Origin of the sequence: Vibrio sp. Makdt (assembly GCF_027587015.1) — a bacterium.
Classification (GTDB): Bacteria; Pseudomonadota; Gammaproteobacteria; order Enterobacterales; family Vibrionaceae; genus Vibrio; species Vibrio chagasii_B.
In genome coordinates this window covers 108,610-124,649 of record NZ_JAPPTH010000011.1, presented here as the reverse complement: position 1 = coordinate 124,649, position 16,040 = coordinate 108,610, and the positions used below count along the sequence as shown (strand labels likewise).

Annotated in this window: 14 protein-coding genes; 7 read left to right on the top strand and 7 right to left on the bottom strand. The window is 44.8% G+C overall.

Annotation, left to right across the window (positions count from 1 at the left end):
- Positions 1-9: 9 nt before the first annotated feature.
- The gene (locus OH460_RS15170; protein WP_269998337.1) at positions 10-1,383 is read right to left on the bottom strand and encodes an MATE family efflux transporter; all 1,374 of its coding nucleotides are present in this window, start codon (positions 1,381-1,383) and stop codon (positions 10-12) included.
- Positions 1,384-1,852: 469 nt separating this feature from the next.
- On the opposite strand from OH460_RS15170, the gene OH460_RS15165 reads away from it, so the two are divergent.
- Positions 1,853-3,280, top strand: a complete 1,428-nt coding sequence (locus tag OH460_RS15165; protein ID WP_269998335.1) for a cytochrome c peroxidase — start codon at positions 1,853-1,855, stop codon at positions 3,278-3,280.
- 154 nt (positions 3,281-3,434) lie between these two features.
- Positions 3,435-4,859: a DUF2867 domain-containing protein gene (locus tag OH460_RS15160; RefSeq protein ID WP_269998333.1), complete on the top strand. Its 1,425-nt coding sequence runs from the start codon at positions 3,435-3,437 to the stop codon at positions 4,857-4,859.
- A gap of 349 nt (positions 4,860-5,208) precedes the next feature.
- On the opposite strand, the gene OH460_RS15155 is transcribed toward OH460_RS15160, so the two are convergent.
- The 3 genes from OH460_RS15155 to rsuA form a co-directional block, all read right to left on the bottom strand.
- Complete coding sequence (locus tag OH460_RS15155) at positions 5,209-5,868, bottom strand: DUF2913 family protein (protein WP_008222810.1); 660 nt, start codon at positions 5,866-5,868, stop codon at positions 5,209-5,211.
- Positions 5,868-7,085: a Bcr/CflA family multidrug efflux MFS transporter gene (locus tag OH460_RS15150; RefSeq protein WP_269998329.1), complete on the bottom strand. Its 1,218-nt coding sequence runs from the start codon at positions 7,083-7,085 to the stop codon at positions 5,868-5,870. The genes OH460_RS15155 and OH460_RS15150 overlap by 1 nt, the downstream gene beginning before the upstream one ends.
- 155 nt (positions 7,086-7,240) lie before the next feature.
- Positions 7,241-7,936 (bottom strand): 16S rRNA pseudouridine(516) synthase RsuA, encoded by a 696-nt coding sequence (gene rsuA / locus OH460_RS15145; protein WP_269998327.1) that lies wholly within the window; start codon positions 7,934-7,936, stop codon positions 7,241-7,243.
- 97 nt (positions 7,937-8,033) lie between these two features.
- Between rsuA and OH460_RS15140 the strand changes: the two genes are divergently transcribed.
- From OH460_RS15140 to OH460_RS15125, 4 genes are all read left to right on the top strand, one after another.
- Positions 8,034-9,776 carry a DEAD/DEAH box helicase gene (locus OH460_RS15140; protein WP_269998326.1) on the top strand — a complete coding sequence of 581 codons (1,743 nt, stop codon included), beginning with the start codon at positions 8,034-8,036 and terminating at the stop codon, positions 9,774-9,776.
- Positions 9,777-9,944: 168 nt separating this feature from the next.
- Positions 9,945-10,343, top strand: a complete 399-nt coding sequence (locus tag OH460_RS15135) for a PepSY domain-containing protein (RefSeq protein WP_132763695.1) — start codon at positions 9,945-9,947, stop codon at positions 10,341-10,343.
- Between the two features lie 61 nt (positions 10,344-10,404).
- A complete protein-coding gene (locus OH460_RS15130) occupies positions 10,405-11,064 on the top strand; it encodes a response regulator transcription factor (protein ID WP_004741316.1) in 660 nt (219 codons plus the stop codon).
- A gap of 127 nt (positions 11,065-11,191) precedes the next feature.
- Positions 11,192-12,541 carry an ATP-binding protein gene (locus OH460_RS15125; RefSeq protein ID WP_269998322.1) on the top strand — a complete coding sequence of 450 codons (1,350 nt, stop codon included), beginning with the start codon at positions 11,192-11,194 and terminating at the stop codon, positions 12,539-12,541.
- A 103-nt stretch (positions 12,542-12,644) separates the two neighbouring features.
- Here the strand turns inward: OH460_RS15125 and OH460_RS15120 are convergent, their stop codons facing one another.
- The 3 genes from OH460_RS15120 to OH460_RS15110 all read right to left on the bottom strand — a co-directional run bounded on the left by OH460_RS15120 (position 12,645) and on the right by OH460_RS15110 (position 15,267).
- On the bottom strand, positions 12,645-13,025 hold the full coding sequence (locus OH460_RS15120; protein ID WP_061031669.1) for a VOC family protein: 381 nt from the start codon (positions 13,023-13,025) through the stop codon (positions 12,645-12,647).
- Between the two features lie 191 nt (positions 13,026-13,216).
- Complete coding sequence (locus OH460_RS15115; RefSeq protein ID WP_269998320.1) at positions 13,217-14,524, bottom strand: LssY C-terminal domain-containing protein; 1,308 nt, start codon at positions 14,522-14,524, stop codon at positions 13,217-13,219.
- 14 nt (positions 14,525-14,538) lie between these two features.
- Positions 14,539-15,267 (bottom strand): glycosyltransferase family 2 protein, encoded by a 729-nt coding sequence (locus tag OH460_RS15110; protein ID WP_269998318.1) that lies wholly within the window; start codon positions 15,265-15,267, stop codon positions 14,539-14,541.
- A 369-nt stretch (positions 15,268-15,636) separates the two neighbouring features.
- Here OH460_RS15110 and rplY point away from each other — a divergent pair, with 369 nt between their 5' ends.
- Positions 15,637-15,915: a 50S ribosomal protein L25 gene (gene rplY, locus OH460_RS15105; RefSeq protein ID WP_008222501.1), complete on the top strand. Its 279-nt coding sequence runs from the start codon at positions 15,637-15,639 to the stop codon at positions 15,913-15,915.
- Positions 15,916-16,040: the final 125 nt, after the last annotated feature.

Sequence of the window (16,040 nt, the reverse complement as noted above, 5' to 3'; positions counted from 1 at the left end):
CGCCCTACTTCAACTTCCTATCAAGTTTTTAATCCATTTTCTTGTTTTCATGCGATAGAGCGACCCACTCCACTTAATCACCTCTTCAGTAAGGAAAAGCAAATACACCCACTCAGGTGGAAATTTGAGGTAGATAGCCGCGATAGCAGCCAATGGAATACCAATCACCCACTGTGCAATCAAATCTTGATACAGACAGAACTTAACATCACCGCCCGCTCTCAATACGCCAACAATTACAGTCATCGGAATAGAGCGGATAACAATGCCGACGCTGAGTATTAAAATAAACTTCTCAGAGAGTGCACGCGTTTCTTCCGTTAAAGCACTAAAGGCATTCAAGATTGGCGTTTGTACAAAGTAGAGGAAAATCGCGACTACAATACTGGTTAAGAAACACAAGATAGTAATGCCAAGCGCTTGGTAATAAACCGCTTCATTGTTTTTAGCGCCGAGTTGGTTCCCCACTAACACTGCAGCTGCATTCGACATACCTATCAATAAACTCAATGAGATCGACTCAACAGGCGTCATCACCGATAAAGCCGCTAAGCCTTGCACGCCTGACTGACCCATGATGGCGTGATAAGCAAACAATCCACCAGCCCAAGCCAAGAAGTTGAAGGTTGTCGGCAGGGACAGCTTCAAGAAACGAACGACTTTATCTACCGTTGCAGCAGCTTTTATGTCACCGAACTTGAAAGCAAGTAAGTGTTTAGAGAAATAGAGATACCCAAACAAAGTCGCCACTTCGATAGCGCCACTTAATACCGTAGCTATCGCGGCACCTTTGATACCTAGTGCGGGAAACCCTAGGTTACCGAAGATCAGCACCCAGTTTAAAAACACGTTGGACAAGATACCGATACCACTGAAGAAGGTACTTAGCCCAGGTTTGTGCATCGCTCGTAAACCAACGGCCATGCTGCTAACGCACGACACCGCCAACATACTAAAAGAGGTAATGACGATGTATTCAACACCTAAACTGATCACTTCTTGAGAATCGGTCGTCACACCCATGATTTGTGCAGGGAAAGAGACAAAGAAGACAATAGTCAGAAGAGCAAACAAGGTCGAAACCAACCAGGTTAATGCGGTACTTTCCCTTACCCCTTGCCTATCACCGGCTCCCCAATACTGAGCAGTAAGTAGAGCACCACCAGTGGTCACACCCACCAGCATAATAGTCGTCACAAACATCGCACGGCTTGCGACACCAACCGCCGCAATATCAGCTTCCCCAAGCTGGCCTAACATCAGCACATCCACCAAGCCTCGGCTTGAAAACATGATGCTCTGCAAGGTGATTGGCAAAGCAATAGCAATCAGCCTGCGAACAAAATCGCCGCGTGTATGATGGATAATTGAAGAGAGCAGCATAGGCACACCTGAACGGAACGTATTGAAGGCAAAAGGAATATTCTTTCAGTATATCAATGTTCGAAATTCAACCATACATAAATCATACTGAATGCATAAAATTCCGTATAACGTCTTTGACTGCCTCACTCATCCAATCTAAACAAAGTAAACGTACTACTCCCGACTTGAAAGTCGAATCGTTTATCAAACAAACCATAAAACATGAATATCAAACACACACCATATATAAAACGCCCAACTAACTCCGGATTCCGCTAAATTGATGGAAATCAAAGTTAGCCCCGATGTTTATTCCATTGAATTTGTTAACAATTTTCACAAATCAAATTAACCACATGATTTAAATGGCTTTATTTCGTTAAATTTTTAACCATCTAGTTATTCGATTAATATTCATTCCTTTTTGTCATTTCATAAACTGCCGTTAATTCAATAACTTCCACTCCAGTTTCAATAGGGAGTTAAAATGAATAATAAAAAACTAATAATGAGTTTGGCGGGTGTTGGTATCTTGGCTTATCTGGGCATGGTTTATACGGTTGATAAAAACGATCAACGTCTTGCCGCTGAAAGCCTGGCGCAGTTTTCATCTTTGGATAAGTCCTCTTTAGACTACCAAGCGATGAAAGTACTCAGCGATAAAGGGTGTGCATATTGCCACACGAACGACAGCGAAATGCCTTTCTACTCTGAATGGCCGATTGCAAAACCACTCATGAATGCCGACATACAAACAGGTATGAAACACTTTGAAATTACTCAACTTTTCAATGGTATTCAGAATAATGAACCAGTATCCGAAGTAGCACTTGCGCGTATTGAAAAGGTACTTTACGACGGTTCGATGCCACCTAAGATCTATCAATCGATGCACTGGTCTGCTGGGGTTTCAAATGAAGAAAAGCACACCTTGTTAAAGTGGATACGCCAAACAAGAGCGGACATTCACCAAGATTCTCCGGTAGATGACAGCCGTAGAGAAGGCACACTTCAGCCAATCTACACTCAGTTTGAGGTGGACGAAGACAGAGTTAAGCTAGGCAAAGCGCTCTACCACGACACTCGACTATCCGGTGACGACACGGTTTCTTGTGCGACTTGCCATGGCTTAGACACAGGCGGTGTCGACAACTTAGTCGGTTCTGTTGGTATTCATGGTCAAGTAGGCGGAATCAATGCACCAACGGTTTTCAACTCAGCGTATAACAAGCTGCAGTTTTGGGATGGCAGAGCGAATGACTTGCAGGACCAAGCTGGCGGTCCTCCATTTAACCCTATCGAAATGGGCTCTGAAGGTTGGCAGCAGATCATCGACAAGCTGAGTCGTGATCCTGACTTGGTTGCTAAATTCAACAAAACCTATGATGGCGAAATCACGGGTGACACCATCACTCATGCAATCGCTGAATTTGAGAAAACCCTGGTAACACCGAACAGCCGTTTCGACCAATACCTTACGGGCAGTTCCGATGCGATGAGCGCTCATGAAAAGCAAGGGTTAAAGCTATTTAAACAATACAGCTGCGATACTTGCCATACAGGTGAGGCCATGGGTGGTGAAACTTTTGAAACCATGGGCATGAAAGCGGACTACTTTGCAGATAGAGGAACAGATATCACCCCAGAAGACTTGGGAAGGTACAACGTCACTGCAATTGAATCCGACAAGCATAAGTTCAAAGTACCAACGCTTAGAAACATCGAACTTACAGCACCTTACTTCCACGATGGCCATGCAGAGACCTTAGAGCAAGCGATCTTTGATATGGGTAAGTATCAAGTTGGTGTCGAAATGAGTGATGAGGAAGTCGACGCTATCAAGGCATTCCTCAAGACGCTGACTGGCGAATACAAAGGAAACAACCTTAGCCCTAAAGCTCAGCAACAAAGCTAATTGATGCCAATCGAAGTGGTTCGATATCACCGATAAACTCAAGCCAATAGATTCTTTCTATTGGCTTTTTCGTTAGTCAGGCTCAATTGGTTTTGCAGAGAAGTTAGCGTAGTATGAACAAAGGATGGTTTGATAAGCAATACATGGAGTAACGATGAAGAAAGTACTGGTTTTAGGCGCTTCTGGATATGTTGGTTCACAGCTGCTTCCTCTGCTGCTAGAACAAGGTTATCAAGTAACCGCTGCAGCAAGGCACATCGACTACTTAAAAGCGCGAACCGAGCTTCATGAGAATTTATCACTCGAATATCTCGACCTGGCTGACCAAGCAGCAACACAAGCTTTGGTTCCCGACTTTGATCTTATTTTCTTCCTTGTCCACGGGATGGCTGAAGGCCACGACTTCATTGATTACGAGTTAAACCTTGCTCGCAACTTTGTCTCTGCACTTGGTCCTAAAAACCAGCACGTTATCTACCTGAGCTCACTTCAGCCTCAAACCGGCGATTCTGAGCACCTTAAAGCGAGAAAGAAAACCGGTGAGCTCCTTCGAAAAGGATCGGTTCCCGTTACTGAGCTTCGAGCTGGCGTCATCATTGGCCCTGGTTCAGCTGCCTTTGAGATAATGCGAGACTTCGTTTACAACCTACCAATCATGATTGCGCCGAAATGGGTCGACTCAAAAGCTAACCCTATCGCATTGAAAAACCTCAATCACTACTTGTTAAAGCTCGCGCAAGATACCCCAAGCGACAATCAGACCTTTGAGGTTGGTGGTCCAGATATCGTCTCTTATCGCAATCAATTCGCGCATATCGCCAAAACTGCCGATCGTCCACTTAGGTTGTGGGCGACTTCCCTACTCACGCCTAAAATCGCCTCTTATTGGCTTGGCGTGGTGACCTCTGTCCCTTCTAACATAGGGAGAGCATTACTTGCGGGTTTAAAGCATGACTTCATAGCTAACTCGACTACCATCCAAGAAAAATATCCGCAAAAACTCGTGTCGTTCGAGAGCATGGTTGAACAAGCGATTCATGCTGAGGGTAACTTCGTAAAAAGTAATGTGTGGGGCTTTGATAAAACCGCCTTTAAACGCTGGCAAGCGGGATACGGTTACTACCCGAAGAAGACAGGTGCAAGTATCACGTCGACTGCCTCACTAGAATCGCTTTGGCACGTAGCTCAACAGATTGGAAGCCCTAAACAGGGTTACTTCTTCGCTAACGCTTTATGGCGCACAAGAGAGTGGTTAGATCTCCTCTTTGGTGGCGGAGTACCCGTGCGACAAATGCCAGAAGGGCCAAAACTAAAAGTAGGCGACAAAATTGACTCATGGAAAGTAATTCGCTGTGAAGAGAACCAATTCCTATCGCTGCTATTTGGGATGAAAGGTCCGGGCTTAGGGCGATTGGAAATCACGGTTTCTGATAACGGAGACACACGCGAATTAAACATTACCGCTTGGTGGCATCCGAAAGGCTTTCTAGGGTTACTGTATTGGTTCGCAATGATGCCAGCTCATCTATTTATCTTTAAAGGCATGGTGAAAGCGATAGAGAAGCAAGCTAAAAAATAGATGAGAGATGCGAGTAACGAGATGCGAAAAGACTAGGAGCAGATGAGGGATTCGAGTAACGGGATGCGAAAAGATTAAAAGCAGATACGGGATTCGAGTAACGAGATTCGAAAAGATTAAAAGCAGATGCGGGATTCGGGTAGCGGGATGCGAAAAGATTAAAAGCAGATACGGGATTCGGGTAACGAGATGCGGAAAAATTAAAAGCAGATGCGGGATTCGGGTAACGAGATACGAAAAGATTAAAAGCAGATGTGGGATTCTAGTGGCGACTGGCGCTATGAGAAGCAAAAAAAGAGCGGATAAATCCGCTCTTCGTATCTCTAATCTCGCATCTCGTATCTATCCATTAACCAACAAAGCTAATTGGGATCTCAGCCAATTGGTTGCCTTGGTTAGCAGGGTATACGATGTATTCTCCGTGATACTTCACGGCAGACTTGTAGTCAGTCACTTTATGAAGCATGAAGCCTGCTTCCATCGCCGCTTGGATAAACTCAGCGTGGTTACCACGAACAAACCAGTTCATCGGCTTAACCATCAACTCACCGTCGAAAGAGTCATCACACTGCTTACCACATAGCGCGAATGAGTGCTCACCATCGGTAAAGAACTGAATTTTGCCACCCGTGGTTAGCTCATCTTCGCTCGATACACTCCAGCCCATCTCATACATTTTGTCCATAAAGGCTTCAACGTCACTGTCTTTGAGTGCTTTAGGCTCTTCGCCTTCAGGGAAGAACTGAGCGTAAAACGCTGAGATTCGCTTAAACGTAAAGGTTAAATCAGAGTTGTTGCCCTTTGAACGCCCCTGCTTTTGCCAGCGAACCAAATCAGGCACAACAACACGATCATACGCTTGTGCTTTGATTGCTTTAGTTACCCAGCGAACAAGGTATAGGTTGTTTGCGATAGGTGCGTCAATCGCTTTGCCTGACTTGTGTAGCGCGTAAAGCTCACCAAGTGCGGTGTTCACAAGCTTCTGAATTTCAATATAGTATTTTGACATTATGCCTTCTTTCCTAATGTCCAATATAGTAATGCTGACAGTATTGCACATGCTGCCATCACCATAGCCATTGGTCCCGCAGTATCACTTGGTAGCATTGCGACAATTGCCCCAACCACAGAACCAGTACCAAATCTTAATGTGCCCGCGAGTGATGATGCCGTACCAGCCATATTCGGGTACCCACTGAGTAGCAGCGCCATTGAGTTACTACCAATGGTAGACAGTGTGCCGATAAACAGCATCACGAATGGCACAATGCCCCACAGGCCGATATCTAATGACCAGCCGACCAACAAACCTAAACCAGCGAACAGCTGAATGGTTAAACCCACTCGAAGCATCGCGTGAGAGCCGACTTTCTTCACAATTCGGCCATTAATGCTCGTCATCAAGATCATTGCAACGATGTTCAAGCCAAACAGGTAACCAAATAGGTCTGGGCGAACACCGTAGATGTCGATGTAAACAAACGAACCAGCGGTTAAGAATGCAAACATTCCCGAAAATGAAAATGCACCTGAAAAAATCAGTCCCATTGCCGTTGGGTTCTTACATAAACGAGCGTAGTTACGAATCGTCGTTTTGAAACGCAAAGGCTGTCGATTTTCTACCGGTAACGTCTCAGGGATCTTCATCGATACCGCTAGAATGACGATCACAGCAAAGATAGCCAGTACCCAGAAAATTGAGCGCCAACCAAACCACAATGCCAAGTAACCACCGATCATTGGTGCGATAAGTGGTGCAACCGTCATAACCAAGGTTACGAAAGACATGGTTCTCGCAAAATCTTCACGATCAAACATGTCACGAACAACCGCTTGGATGATTACAGCTGCCGCTGCGCCTGCAAAACCTTGTGCAGTACGAACGTAAGTCAGCGCTTCAATGCCGTGGGTTGTCGCACTCACCACAGAAGCAACAGCAAACAGGAACACACCAATCAAGAGCACAGGCTTGCGTCCATAGCTATCAGCTAATGGGCCATGCAGCAGCTGACCCAACGCAAAACCTGCGGTATAAGCTGTTAGCGTTATCTGTACTTCACCCGCCGTTACACCAAGATCTTTGGCAATGGTCGGCATCGCCGGCAAATACATATCGATAGCAAGTGGCGTTAGTGCACCAATTGCACCGAGAATCAAAAACAGCATTAAGCCTAATTGAGGAGTTTCAGGTTGGGAGCTTGGGCTCTGTGTGGTAGATGTCTGCATGGTTCTCCGAATGTTCAACTGATAGAGCTAGGGACCTACGTGAGCACGCAAGTCAAAAGATTGGCTGAGACTTTCCTAGTACCAGTCAACATCATCAGCCGACGCTATCCTTGGTCGGCTTTGCAACGAGAGCGCTATAAATTAATAGCTAAGGGTTACTTCCAGATAGAGTCGACTTCTTCTTGAGTTAGGTAACGGTATTCACCTAATTCTAAAGATTCGTCCATCTCGATTTCGCCAATACGTTCACGGTGCAGTGCTTCTACCTTGTTACCAAGTGCAGCAAACATACGTTTTACTTGGTGGTATTTGCCTTCGTGAATCGTTAGTAGCACTTCGCGTTCTGCACGAACTTCAAGATGTGCAGGAAGTGTTAGGCCATCTTCGCTCTTAAGCTGGATGCCCTCTTTGAATTTTTCAACGTAGTCTGGTTCTACTGGATCAACCAACCACACGCGGTACATTTTTTCACACTTGTGTTTTGGCGCAGTAATACGGTGAGACCATTTGCCGTCATCCGTAATCAGAACAAGACCTGTAGTATCAACATCTAGACGACCTGCAAAGTGCAACTTGTCCATTTTGATTTCATCAAGCAATTCAAATGCGGTGCGATTTGAGCCATCTTCATGCGAACAAACAAACCCTTCTGGCTTGTACAACATGATGTAACGTGGGCCATGAACATTCAGCTCATTACCTTGCCACTCCACGACACACTGCTCAGTTACTCTAACTGAACCGCTTTTTTGCATGACATCATTCACTGTCACAGTCTTTGTTTTTAATAAGTGTGTTGCTTCTTTTCGAGTAATGCCTAGTGCATCGCACAGAAATTTATCTAAACGCATGAATACCTCAACTAATCTAAGTCGGGTATTATAGTCACCTTTGCTCAATTAGTTGAGCTATTTCACACTATTTGTTCTCCATTTTACAAGACGCGATATGTATACACTCCGCCCATACCAAGCAGACTCAGTAAAATCAGTCATTCACTACTTCAGAAAACACCAAACACCGGCTGTTCTCGTGCTACCAACAGGGGCTGGGAAAAGTTTGGTCATCGCTGAGCTGGCAAGGCTTGCCAAGGGGCGTGTATTGGTACTTGCTCACGTCAAAGAGTTGGTTGAGCAAAACCATGAAAAGTATGAAGGTTATGGGTTAAAAGGCTCTATCTTCTCGGCTGGTTTAGGCCGTAAAGAGACCGACCAACAAGTAGTATTCGCGTCGGTTCAATCTGTGGTTCGCAACCTTGATTCATTCTCTAATCAATTTTCGCTATTGGTTATCGACGAATGCCACCGCGTGCCTGACGAAAAGACCAGTAGCTATCAGAAAGTGATCACTCACTTACGCGAGAATAATTCCGGAATCAAAGTGCTTGGCTTAACGGCAACGCCGTACCGCCTTGGTATGGGCTGGATTTATCAATATCACACTCGCGGCCAAGTACGTTCGGACGAACCACGCTTCTTCCGCGACTGCATCTTTGAACTACCCATTCGTTACTTGCTTGATGAAGGCTTCTTAACTCCTGCCCGCATGATAGATGCACCAGTATTGAGCTATGACTTCTCACAATTAAAACCCGCAAGTACAGGTCGATACAAAGAAGCTGAGCTTGATATGGTGATCGAACAATCAAAACGAGCTACACCGCAGATTGTCGACCAGATCATTCATCTCGCCCAAGACAAACTTGGTATCATGGTGTTTGCAGCCACCGTTCGACACGCTCAAGAGATCCTTGGCTTATTACCCGAAGGCGAAGCTGCGATTGTGATTGGTGATACGCCAACAGTTGAACGCGACCAAATCATCAATGACTTTAAAGAACGTAAGATCAAATTCTTGGTCAACGTATCGGTATTAACCACGGGCTTTGATGCGCCTCACGTGGATTTAATCGCGATACTTCGCCCAACAGAATCCATCAGTTTGTACCAACAGATCGTTGGTCGTGGCTTGCGTTTGTCTCCGGGTAAAAAAGAGTGTTTGGTGCTCGACTATGCGGGCAACAGCTATGACCTTTACCAGCCAGAAGTCGGTGATCCTAAACCGGATTCAGACAGTGAAATCATCACCATCCCTTGCCCGGCTTGCGGCTTCAATAACAACTTTTGGGGCAAACTAGACAGCAACGGCTTCTTACTTGAACACTTTGGCCGCAAATGCCAAGGCTACTTTACCGATGAAGACACGGGCGAACGCGAGCATTGTAACTATCGCTTCCGTGCCAAATATTGTGGTGAGTGCGGCGCCGACAACGACATTGCCGCGCGTATTTGTCATGAGTGTGACGCTACCTTGGTAGACCCAGACAAAAAGCTCAAAGAGGCACTCAATCTAAAAGATGCTTTGGTATTTGAGTGTTTAGAAATGGTCCTTAATGTACTCAAGGATGATAAAGGCAAGTCGCAGCTTAAAGTCACCTATCGCGGTGAAAACCAAGCGCAAGTGCATGAGTTTTGGTCATTGACCACCAAGAAGCAAAAGCAAAACTTTAAAGACCAGTTTGTTCGCCCGCACCTTGCGGATAGGCACAGGCCTTTTGAGGAAGCGTCGCCATCGAAAGTGGTTGCTCACCAACATAGATTCCGCCCGCCACAATTCGTGATTGCACGTAAAGTTGGACGCTTTTGGAAAATGAGAGACAAGATATTCGAAGACGAACTACAGCAGCGTTAAGGTTAAGTATTACGTTCTTAACACTTGGTGGTTAGTCTGGCGTATTAAAGCATTCGCCATTTAAGCGTTAATTTTTTCGGTATCAAATTCTCATTATTAATCAGGTTCACTTTCTGTTCAGAATTACTTTTTTATACTGAACGCTATCAACCTTCTCTAGGATTCGCTATGTTTAGTAAAGCTATGATTTCTTTGTTTTCTATAAGCTTAGGCTTATTCGTTTCTGCTGGCGCATGGGCTGACTCACATCATAATGGTCACGACCTAGTACAAGACGTCCACAAAGCAGGAACCCGTATCGAATTCGAAGAAGATCAAGACGAAGTCTATGAAGCGGTTCGAGAAGGCTATATTCGCCCTTTCTCTGAAATGTATGCCGCAGTAGAAAACGATCTTCATGGCCGAATCATTAAAGTCGAGCTAGAAGAAGATGATGATATTTGGGTGTATGAGCTAAAAATTAACTTCCAAAACAACATCATCAAAGTTGAATACAACGCCGAAACGTTGGACATGCTAAAAATTGAAGGCCGCAACTTTAAAAACGCAATTAAACACGGCGACTAATTAAGCACGACGAATAATCCAGCACAACGCAGAATCATTACAAGAATTAAGAAGAACAATTATGAAAATTTTAGTCGTTGAAGACGAACCTCGTTTGGGCCAACAAATTATTGAAACACTTGAGGGAGCCGACTGGGTTCCAGAACTTTCTCAAGATGGTATTGATGCACTCTACCGTGCTACCTCAGAAGAGTGGGACGCGATTGTTCTCGATTTAGGACTTCCTAAGCTTGATGGCCTGACCGTTTTAAAAGGCATTCGAGACGAAAACATTAACACGCCAGTGATTATCTTAAGTGCTCGTGACACGCTAACCCAGCGTGTTGAAGGCTTAAACGCAGGCGCAGATGATTACCTGACTAAACCATTCGAAATGGTTGAGCTGATTGCCCGTATCCGTGCTCAACTGCGCCGAGCATCAGGCAGCGCAGCACCAGTACTTCAGATTGGCGATTTAAGCCTAGACACTCGCAGCTCTAAAGTACTGTGGCAAGGCCAAGCCGTAAGCCTAACCGCACTGGAATATAAGGTTGTCGCGTATTTCATGCATAACCAAAACAAGGTTATCTCGCGTACAGAGTTGGTTGAACACATCTACAAACAAGACTTCGACCGCGACTCAAACACGGTTGAGGTGTTCATTGGTCGTATCCGTAAGAAAATCGCACCGAAGATCATCAAAACCGTACGTGGTCTTGGCTACCAATTGAATGCTGAATAGCGCCCTATCTAATTACACTAGAAGCAATCGTCAACGAGACTCAGTGTAATAGCCAATTAAATGGACAGCCTGTTCTGATCATCGAAATACAATCAAATAACGGTGAGCAAAGGCAGGCTGGAAATGCATGAACCTAAAAAAACGAACTCTTAAAAACATCAGTCTAAAAAGCCGCTTGCTCCTCGCTGCGGCTTTTTGGCTTGGTGCGATGATATTAGCGGCAGGTGTCGGCATACCGAAACTGGTAAACGACTACTTGGTCGATGATATGAAGCAGCAGCTTTCCCTAACCATGGATGAGCTGACCGCGAACATTGAAACCAATGACAATGGTAACCTAATCATGGCGGAGCGCCTGTCTGACCCTAGGTTTAACCAACCTTACAGCGGTATTTATTGGCGTGCCTCGACCCAAGATCAAATCATTCGTTCTCGCTCTCTATGGGACAAAGACCTCACCATCAAGCGTTCTCCTATTCACACTTCCGTGAAAGGGCCTGAAAAAGAGAAACTGATTTATATCGAGCAAGATATCTACCTTCCTTCACTCAGCGATCCTATCACCATCACAATCGGTATTGATGAAGATCCTTTAGAGTCGACGCTGGCAGAACTAACAGGCCAAGTATGGTTGATCCTGATGTTGTTGTTTGTCGGCGTTCTGATGTTAATTGGTATTCAAGTGAGCTGGTCTCTATTACCTCTTAGTAAGATGCAGCGTGAGTTGGTAATGCTGAGAAAGGGTGAGCAGCAAGGGCTAAGCGATAACTACCCGAAAGAAGTTTCTCCATTGGTATCTGACCTCAATGCCCTACTCTTTCATTACCAAGAATTACTGGAGCGTGCTCGTAACCACGCCGGTAACCTATCTCATGCATTAAAAACACCTCTGTCGGTGATGAAAAATGAAATAGAAATGCTGCCTGACAACGAGAAGAAACTGTTACAGCAACCCATTCAGCAGATTCAAAGCCAGATAGATTACCACCTTGGTCGTGCTCGTATGGCAGGTGCAATGAACATCCTTTCGGTGAAGTCGTCGCCTTGTGAACGTGTTGAAGCGATCTCGATGGCGTTTGATAAAGTTTATGCCGCCAATGAAGTCACTATGATCAATGAGCTGGACTCTGAACTTGAGGTCGCTGTAGAAAAAACTGACCTAGATGAGATGGTCGGTAACCTACTCGAAAATAGTTATAAGTGGGCGGGCAGTATTATTCGCGTTCACGCTAATGAACTGGCCGATGGCAATGTCGAATTGATTATTGAAGACGACGGACAAGGTATCCCTGAAGAAAAGCTCGAACAGGTGACCAAACGAGGCGTAAGGTTGGATGAAACGACTCCTGGTACCGGTCTAGGCCTGAATATTGTGAATGAAATGGCACACAGTTACCGCGGGAACTTAACGCTAAGCAAAAGCTCAATGGGCGGCTTGAAAGCCTCTCTTGTTCTAAAGGTATCTCAGGCCTCTTAAGACGACCACTTTCGAACAGCCGCTATACCTTTAATAAAAATAAGGAGTTTACGCATCACGCATAAACTCCTTTTTGATCCTGTGCCTTTTTTACTCTGCAAATTTAAGCCATCGAATGTAAACCAATGACATTGCCTTCGGTATCAATAACCACGCTGATGAAGCCATGCTGCCCAATCGCCATTTTAGGTACTTGTAGAACACCACCATTCGCAGCCGCTAAGCTTGCTTCTGTGGCACAGTCCTCACAAGAGAAATACACCATAGTGCTGTTGCCCCCAGCCTTAACATCAGGCATCGAACACAAAGCCCCTGTGGCCCCGTATTTGTCCATATCACTAGGAAACACCCACATTTCAATATCGATGCCCGTTTCATTATCTAACTTCTCTAGCGCCACTTTAAACACGGCTTCGTAAAACGATTTGGCTCTCACCATATCGTCGACATAGATTTCAAACCAACCGACCGGATTCATTTGCATACTTTGTCCTTAGCTTTCGCCCTTGTTCACCCTTAATTAGAATAGACAAGGTTGACACTATTAGAACGATAGAATCGCTCAAGATAGGGTCGGTTTTAACAAGCAGAAATAACAAAACCTTGTTTGATTGATATTCAAACAAGGTTCGTATTTATCGGGAGGTGAGGTGGAGAGCGTCTTAAAGGCGCACTTTATATATCATTCACCGCAACATCTAAGGTTTGTGAATCATCACCGTATGTCGTTGAACCAATAACCAAGATCTTTCCGTCTGTGTAGTAGTCATGTTGATCATTCATTACTTCAGCATTCGCGAGAGGCAAGTTGACCAGTTCGATACTTGGGTAATTGGATTTAATTTGCTGCGCCAACCGATCGCGCTCTTCATCAACATTCGGATCTATTTTATGGAGTATGGTGACAATGCCAGAATACGGTGTCACTTTTAGACCGTCGTCGTAACTGATCGCTCCTAACCACTTTGTTTGATTGCTGTTTCTGTCTAACCCCGCATTCCACCAGCGAATATGGCTTCTCTTCATCAGGTTGCCAGGCAATTGAAAGGCCATATCTTGTGGTTGATTTCGCCAATATAAGTCAGATACAGGCGGTGTTTTATCTTTTAGGAGAGTAAGGTAGTTCGACCACTCAATATCATTTCGAGAGAACGTTTGATTTTCTATCCAGCCCAACTGGTTCATGAGTTCACGAGGCGATTCTCCGACATAAACAACATTAATCGCTTGCGCATCATAGATTGGAGAAAGCCCAGGAAACGCTTTGTAAGTCACGTGTTGTAAGTCGACAGAGTTCATCGGTGCCGATGTTTGTTGATTTTGAAAGTCATCAGCTTTCCAGAAGAAATGGGCATAATTTGCGTAACACAGCCAAGCCACTAAAAACGCGCTGGTTTTTAAGGTCAACTTACGCCATTTAAGTTTGTTGCCCACAACAACAAAAATGGTCACTGCAACTAAGCCAATCAGTAAGCTTTGGTGCTCGCTTAGGAAAACCTTAACCGCACCCAATAAAGGAAACTGTTCGACACCATGTGCCAACAACATACCCCAAGCAATAAATTGCCCACCGCCAAGCAATAAGCCTATCGAAGACAACAGCGTAAAACTGTGCCACTTAACGCGATGAGAACCTGCAATAACAGGAACAACCCAAGCAATAGGACCCAAAAGGCGTGCCGCGACTATGATGAATGTGCCCTTTTTCGCAATGAGATAACGACACCGTGCGATCACTCTTCTGGTTTTTGGTCGGAATTGAATAAGCTTCTTTTGGGCTGTTCTGCCCCACTTTAAGCCAATGAAGTAACTCAGTTGATCCCCAACGAAACCACCTAACATTACAAACACCAACGCCATCCATGCACCTGAATACAGTTGAAAGCCCGCAGCGATAAAAAACGGCTCTCCCGGTACAAATAGGTTTGGGCCAATGAGAGCATCACCTAATGCTCCCAGAAACAGCCCTAGTCCATCAAACATAACAACCTCAATGCTTACTGTTCTTTGTAGTGACCAAACTTGTAGTTCATTTCGTTGTTACGCATTTCGCCTTTAAAGAAGCGTCTTACATTGGCTTTAAGGTAAGTTGAACCCGTCTTCAAAACACCATCTTGGTCTAATCGACGTGGGTCAAAACCGAAAGTCATATTTAGGAATCTAAATCGCCATGTTTTGCTCGCTCGTTTTACGTAATCACAGTCCTCACACAGGACAATCTCTTCATCGAAACCACCGATCTCTTCATGCGCTCGTTTGGTTGAGAAAATACACGCGCCAATCGCGGTCGGGAAAAAGAACTGAGTCGCAAATAAGCCCGTATTAAACAGCCCATAACCGAATTTATGAACCAGTGGCAATCCTTTTGAACTCATGTATACGCCAGCAACTTCAAGCTTGTTTTCTTCTAACTCATAAAGCGCCTTTGCAAGGAAGTTACGAGGCAGGCTTACGTCGGCATCCAAGAAAAGGATTCTGTTGTATTGCGCCAAAGCAGCACCGGTGTTTCGACCAAGGCTAACACCGCGTTCTTGCATATGGTGGACTGTCAGTTTTGGCAATGCACTTTCATAGGCTTGTGCGACTTCTCGGGTGTTATCTTCACTGTTTGAGTCGACAACGATCACTTCGAACTCTTGATGGGTTTGCACGCTCAACTCTTCCATTAAGCGGCTAATGCGTTTCTCTTCGTTTAACGTAATAACGACAATACTTACTGGTTCCATGTTTTCACCTATTCATTCTGCTGATTAATTAACACTAAGGTTACCTAACCAAGCATTAACCAAGCCTTAGGCGAACATTCATTTTCCGTTCATTAACTTGATGATTTCGCGACGATATAAACAGGGCAAAAGAACAAGACAGAAGAGCAAAGAAAGCGATAAAATAGGGTTAGCGAGCGTTTTATCTACAAACGAGCCAAATATCGAAGGAAATTCACTTTGTGATAGACTTCTTACTTGCTCATATTCAAATGTGATGTTAGTATCCGCGCTCGCTTAAGCATGAACTCGTTTCTGCCTAAGCATTACCACATACTCAAGGTCGCATTGAGGTGTGAAGTTAATTTTTACTAATTTGAGAGTAAAACTATGAAATTTGAAGCAGTAGTACGTACTGAACTAGGTAAAGGTGCGAGCCGCCGCCTACGTCACGCTGGTAAATTCCCAGCTGTAATCTACGGTGGTGAAGCAGCAGCTGTATCTATCGAACTTAATCACGACGAAGTGATCAACCAAATGGACAAGCCTGAGTTCTACGAAGCAATCACTCTACTGATTGACGGCGCAGAAGTTAAGGTTAAGCCACAAGACGTTCAACGTCACGCTTACAAGCCAAAAGTTGAGCACATGGACTTCATCCGCATCTAATTCCCTACCAAGGAATAAGATTGGATTAATCCAGCCTTCTGCATAGAAAAGATAATCGACCTTACCAATCGAGAAATCTAAAAATTCGAAACCCCGATGCTACCAACATCGGGGTTTCACCGTTT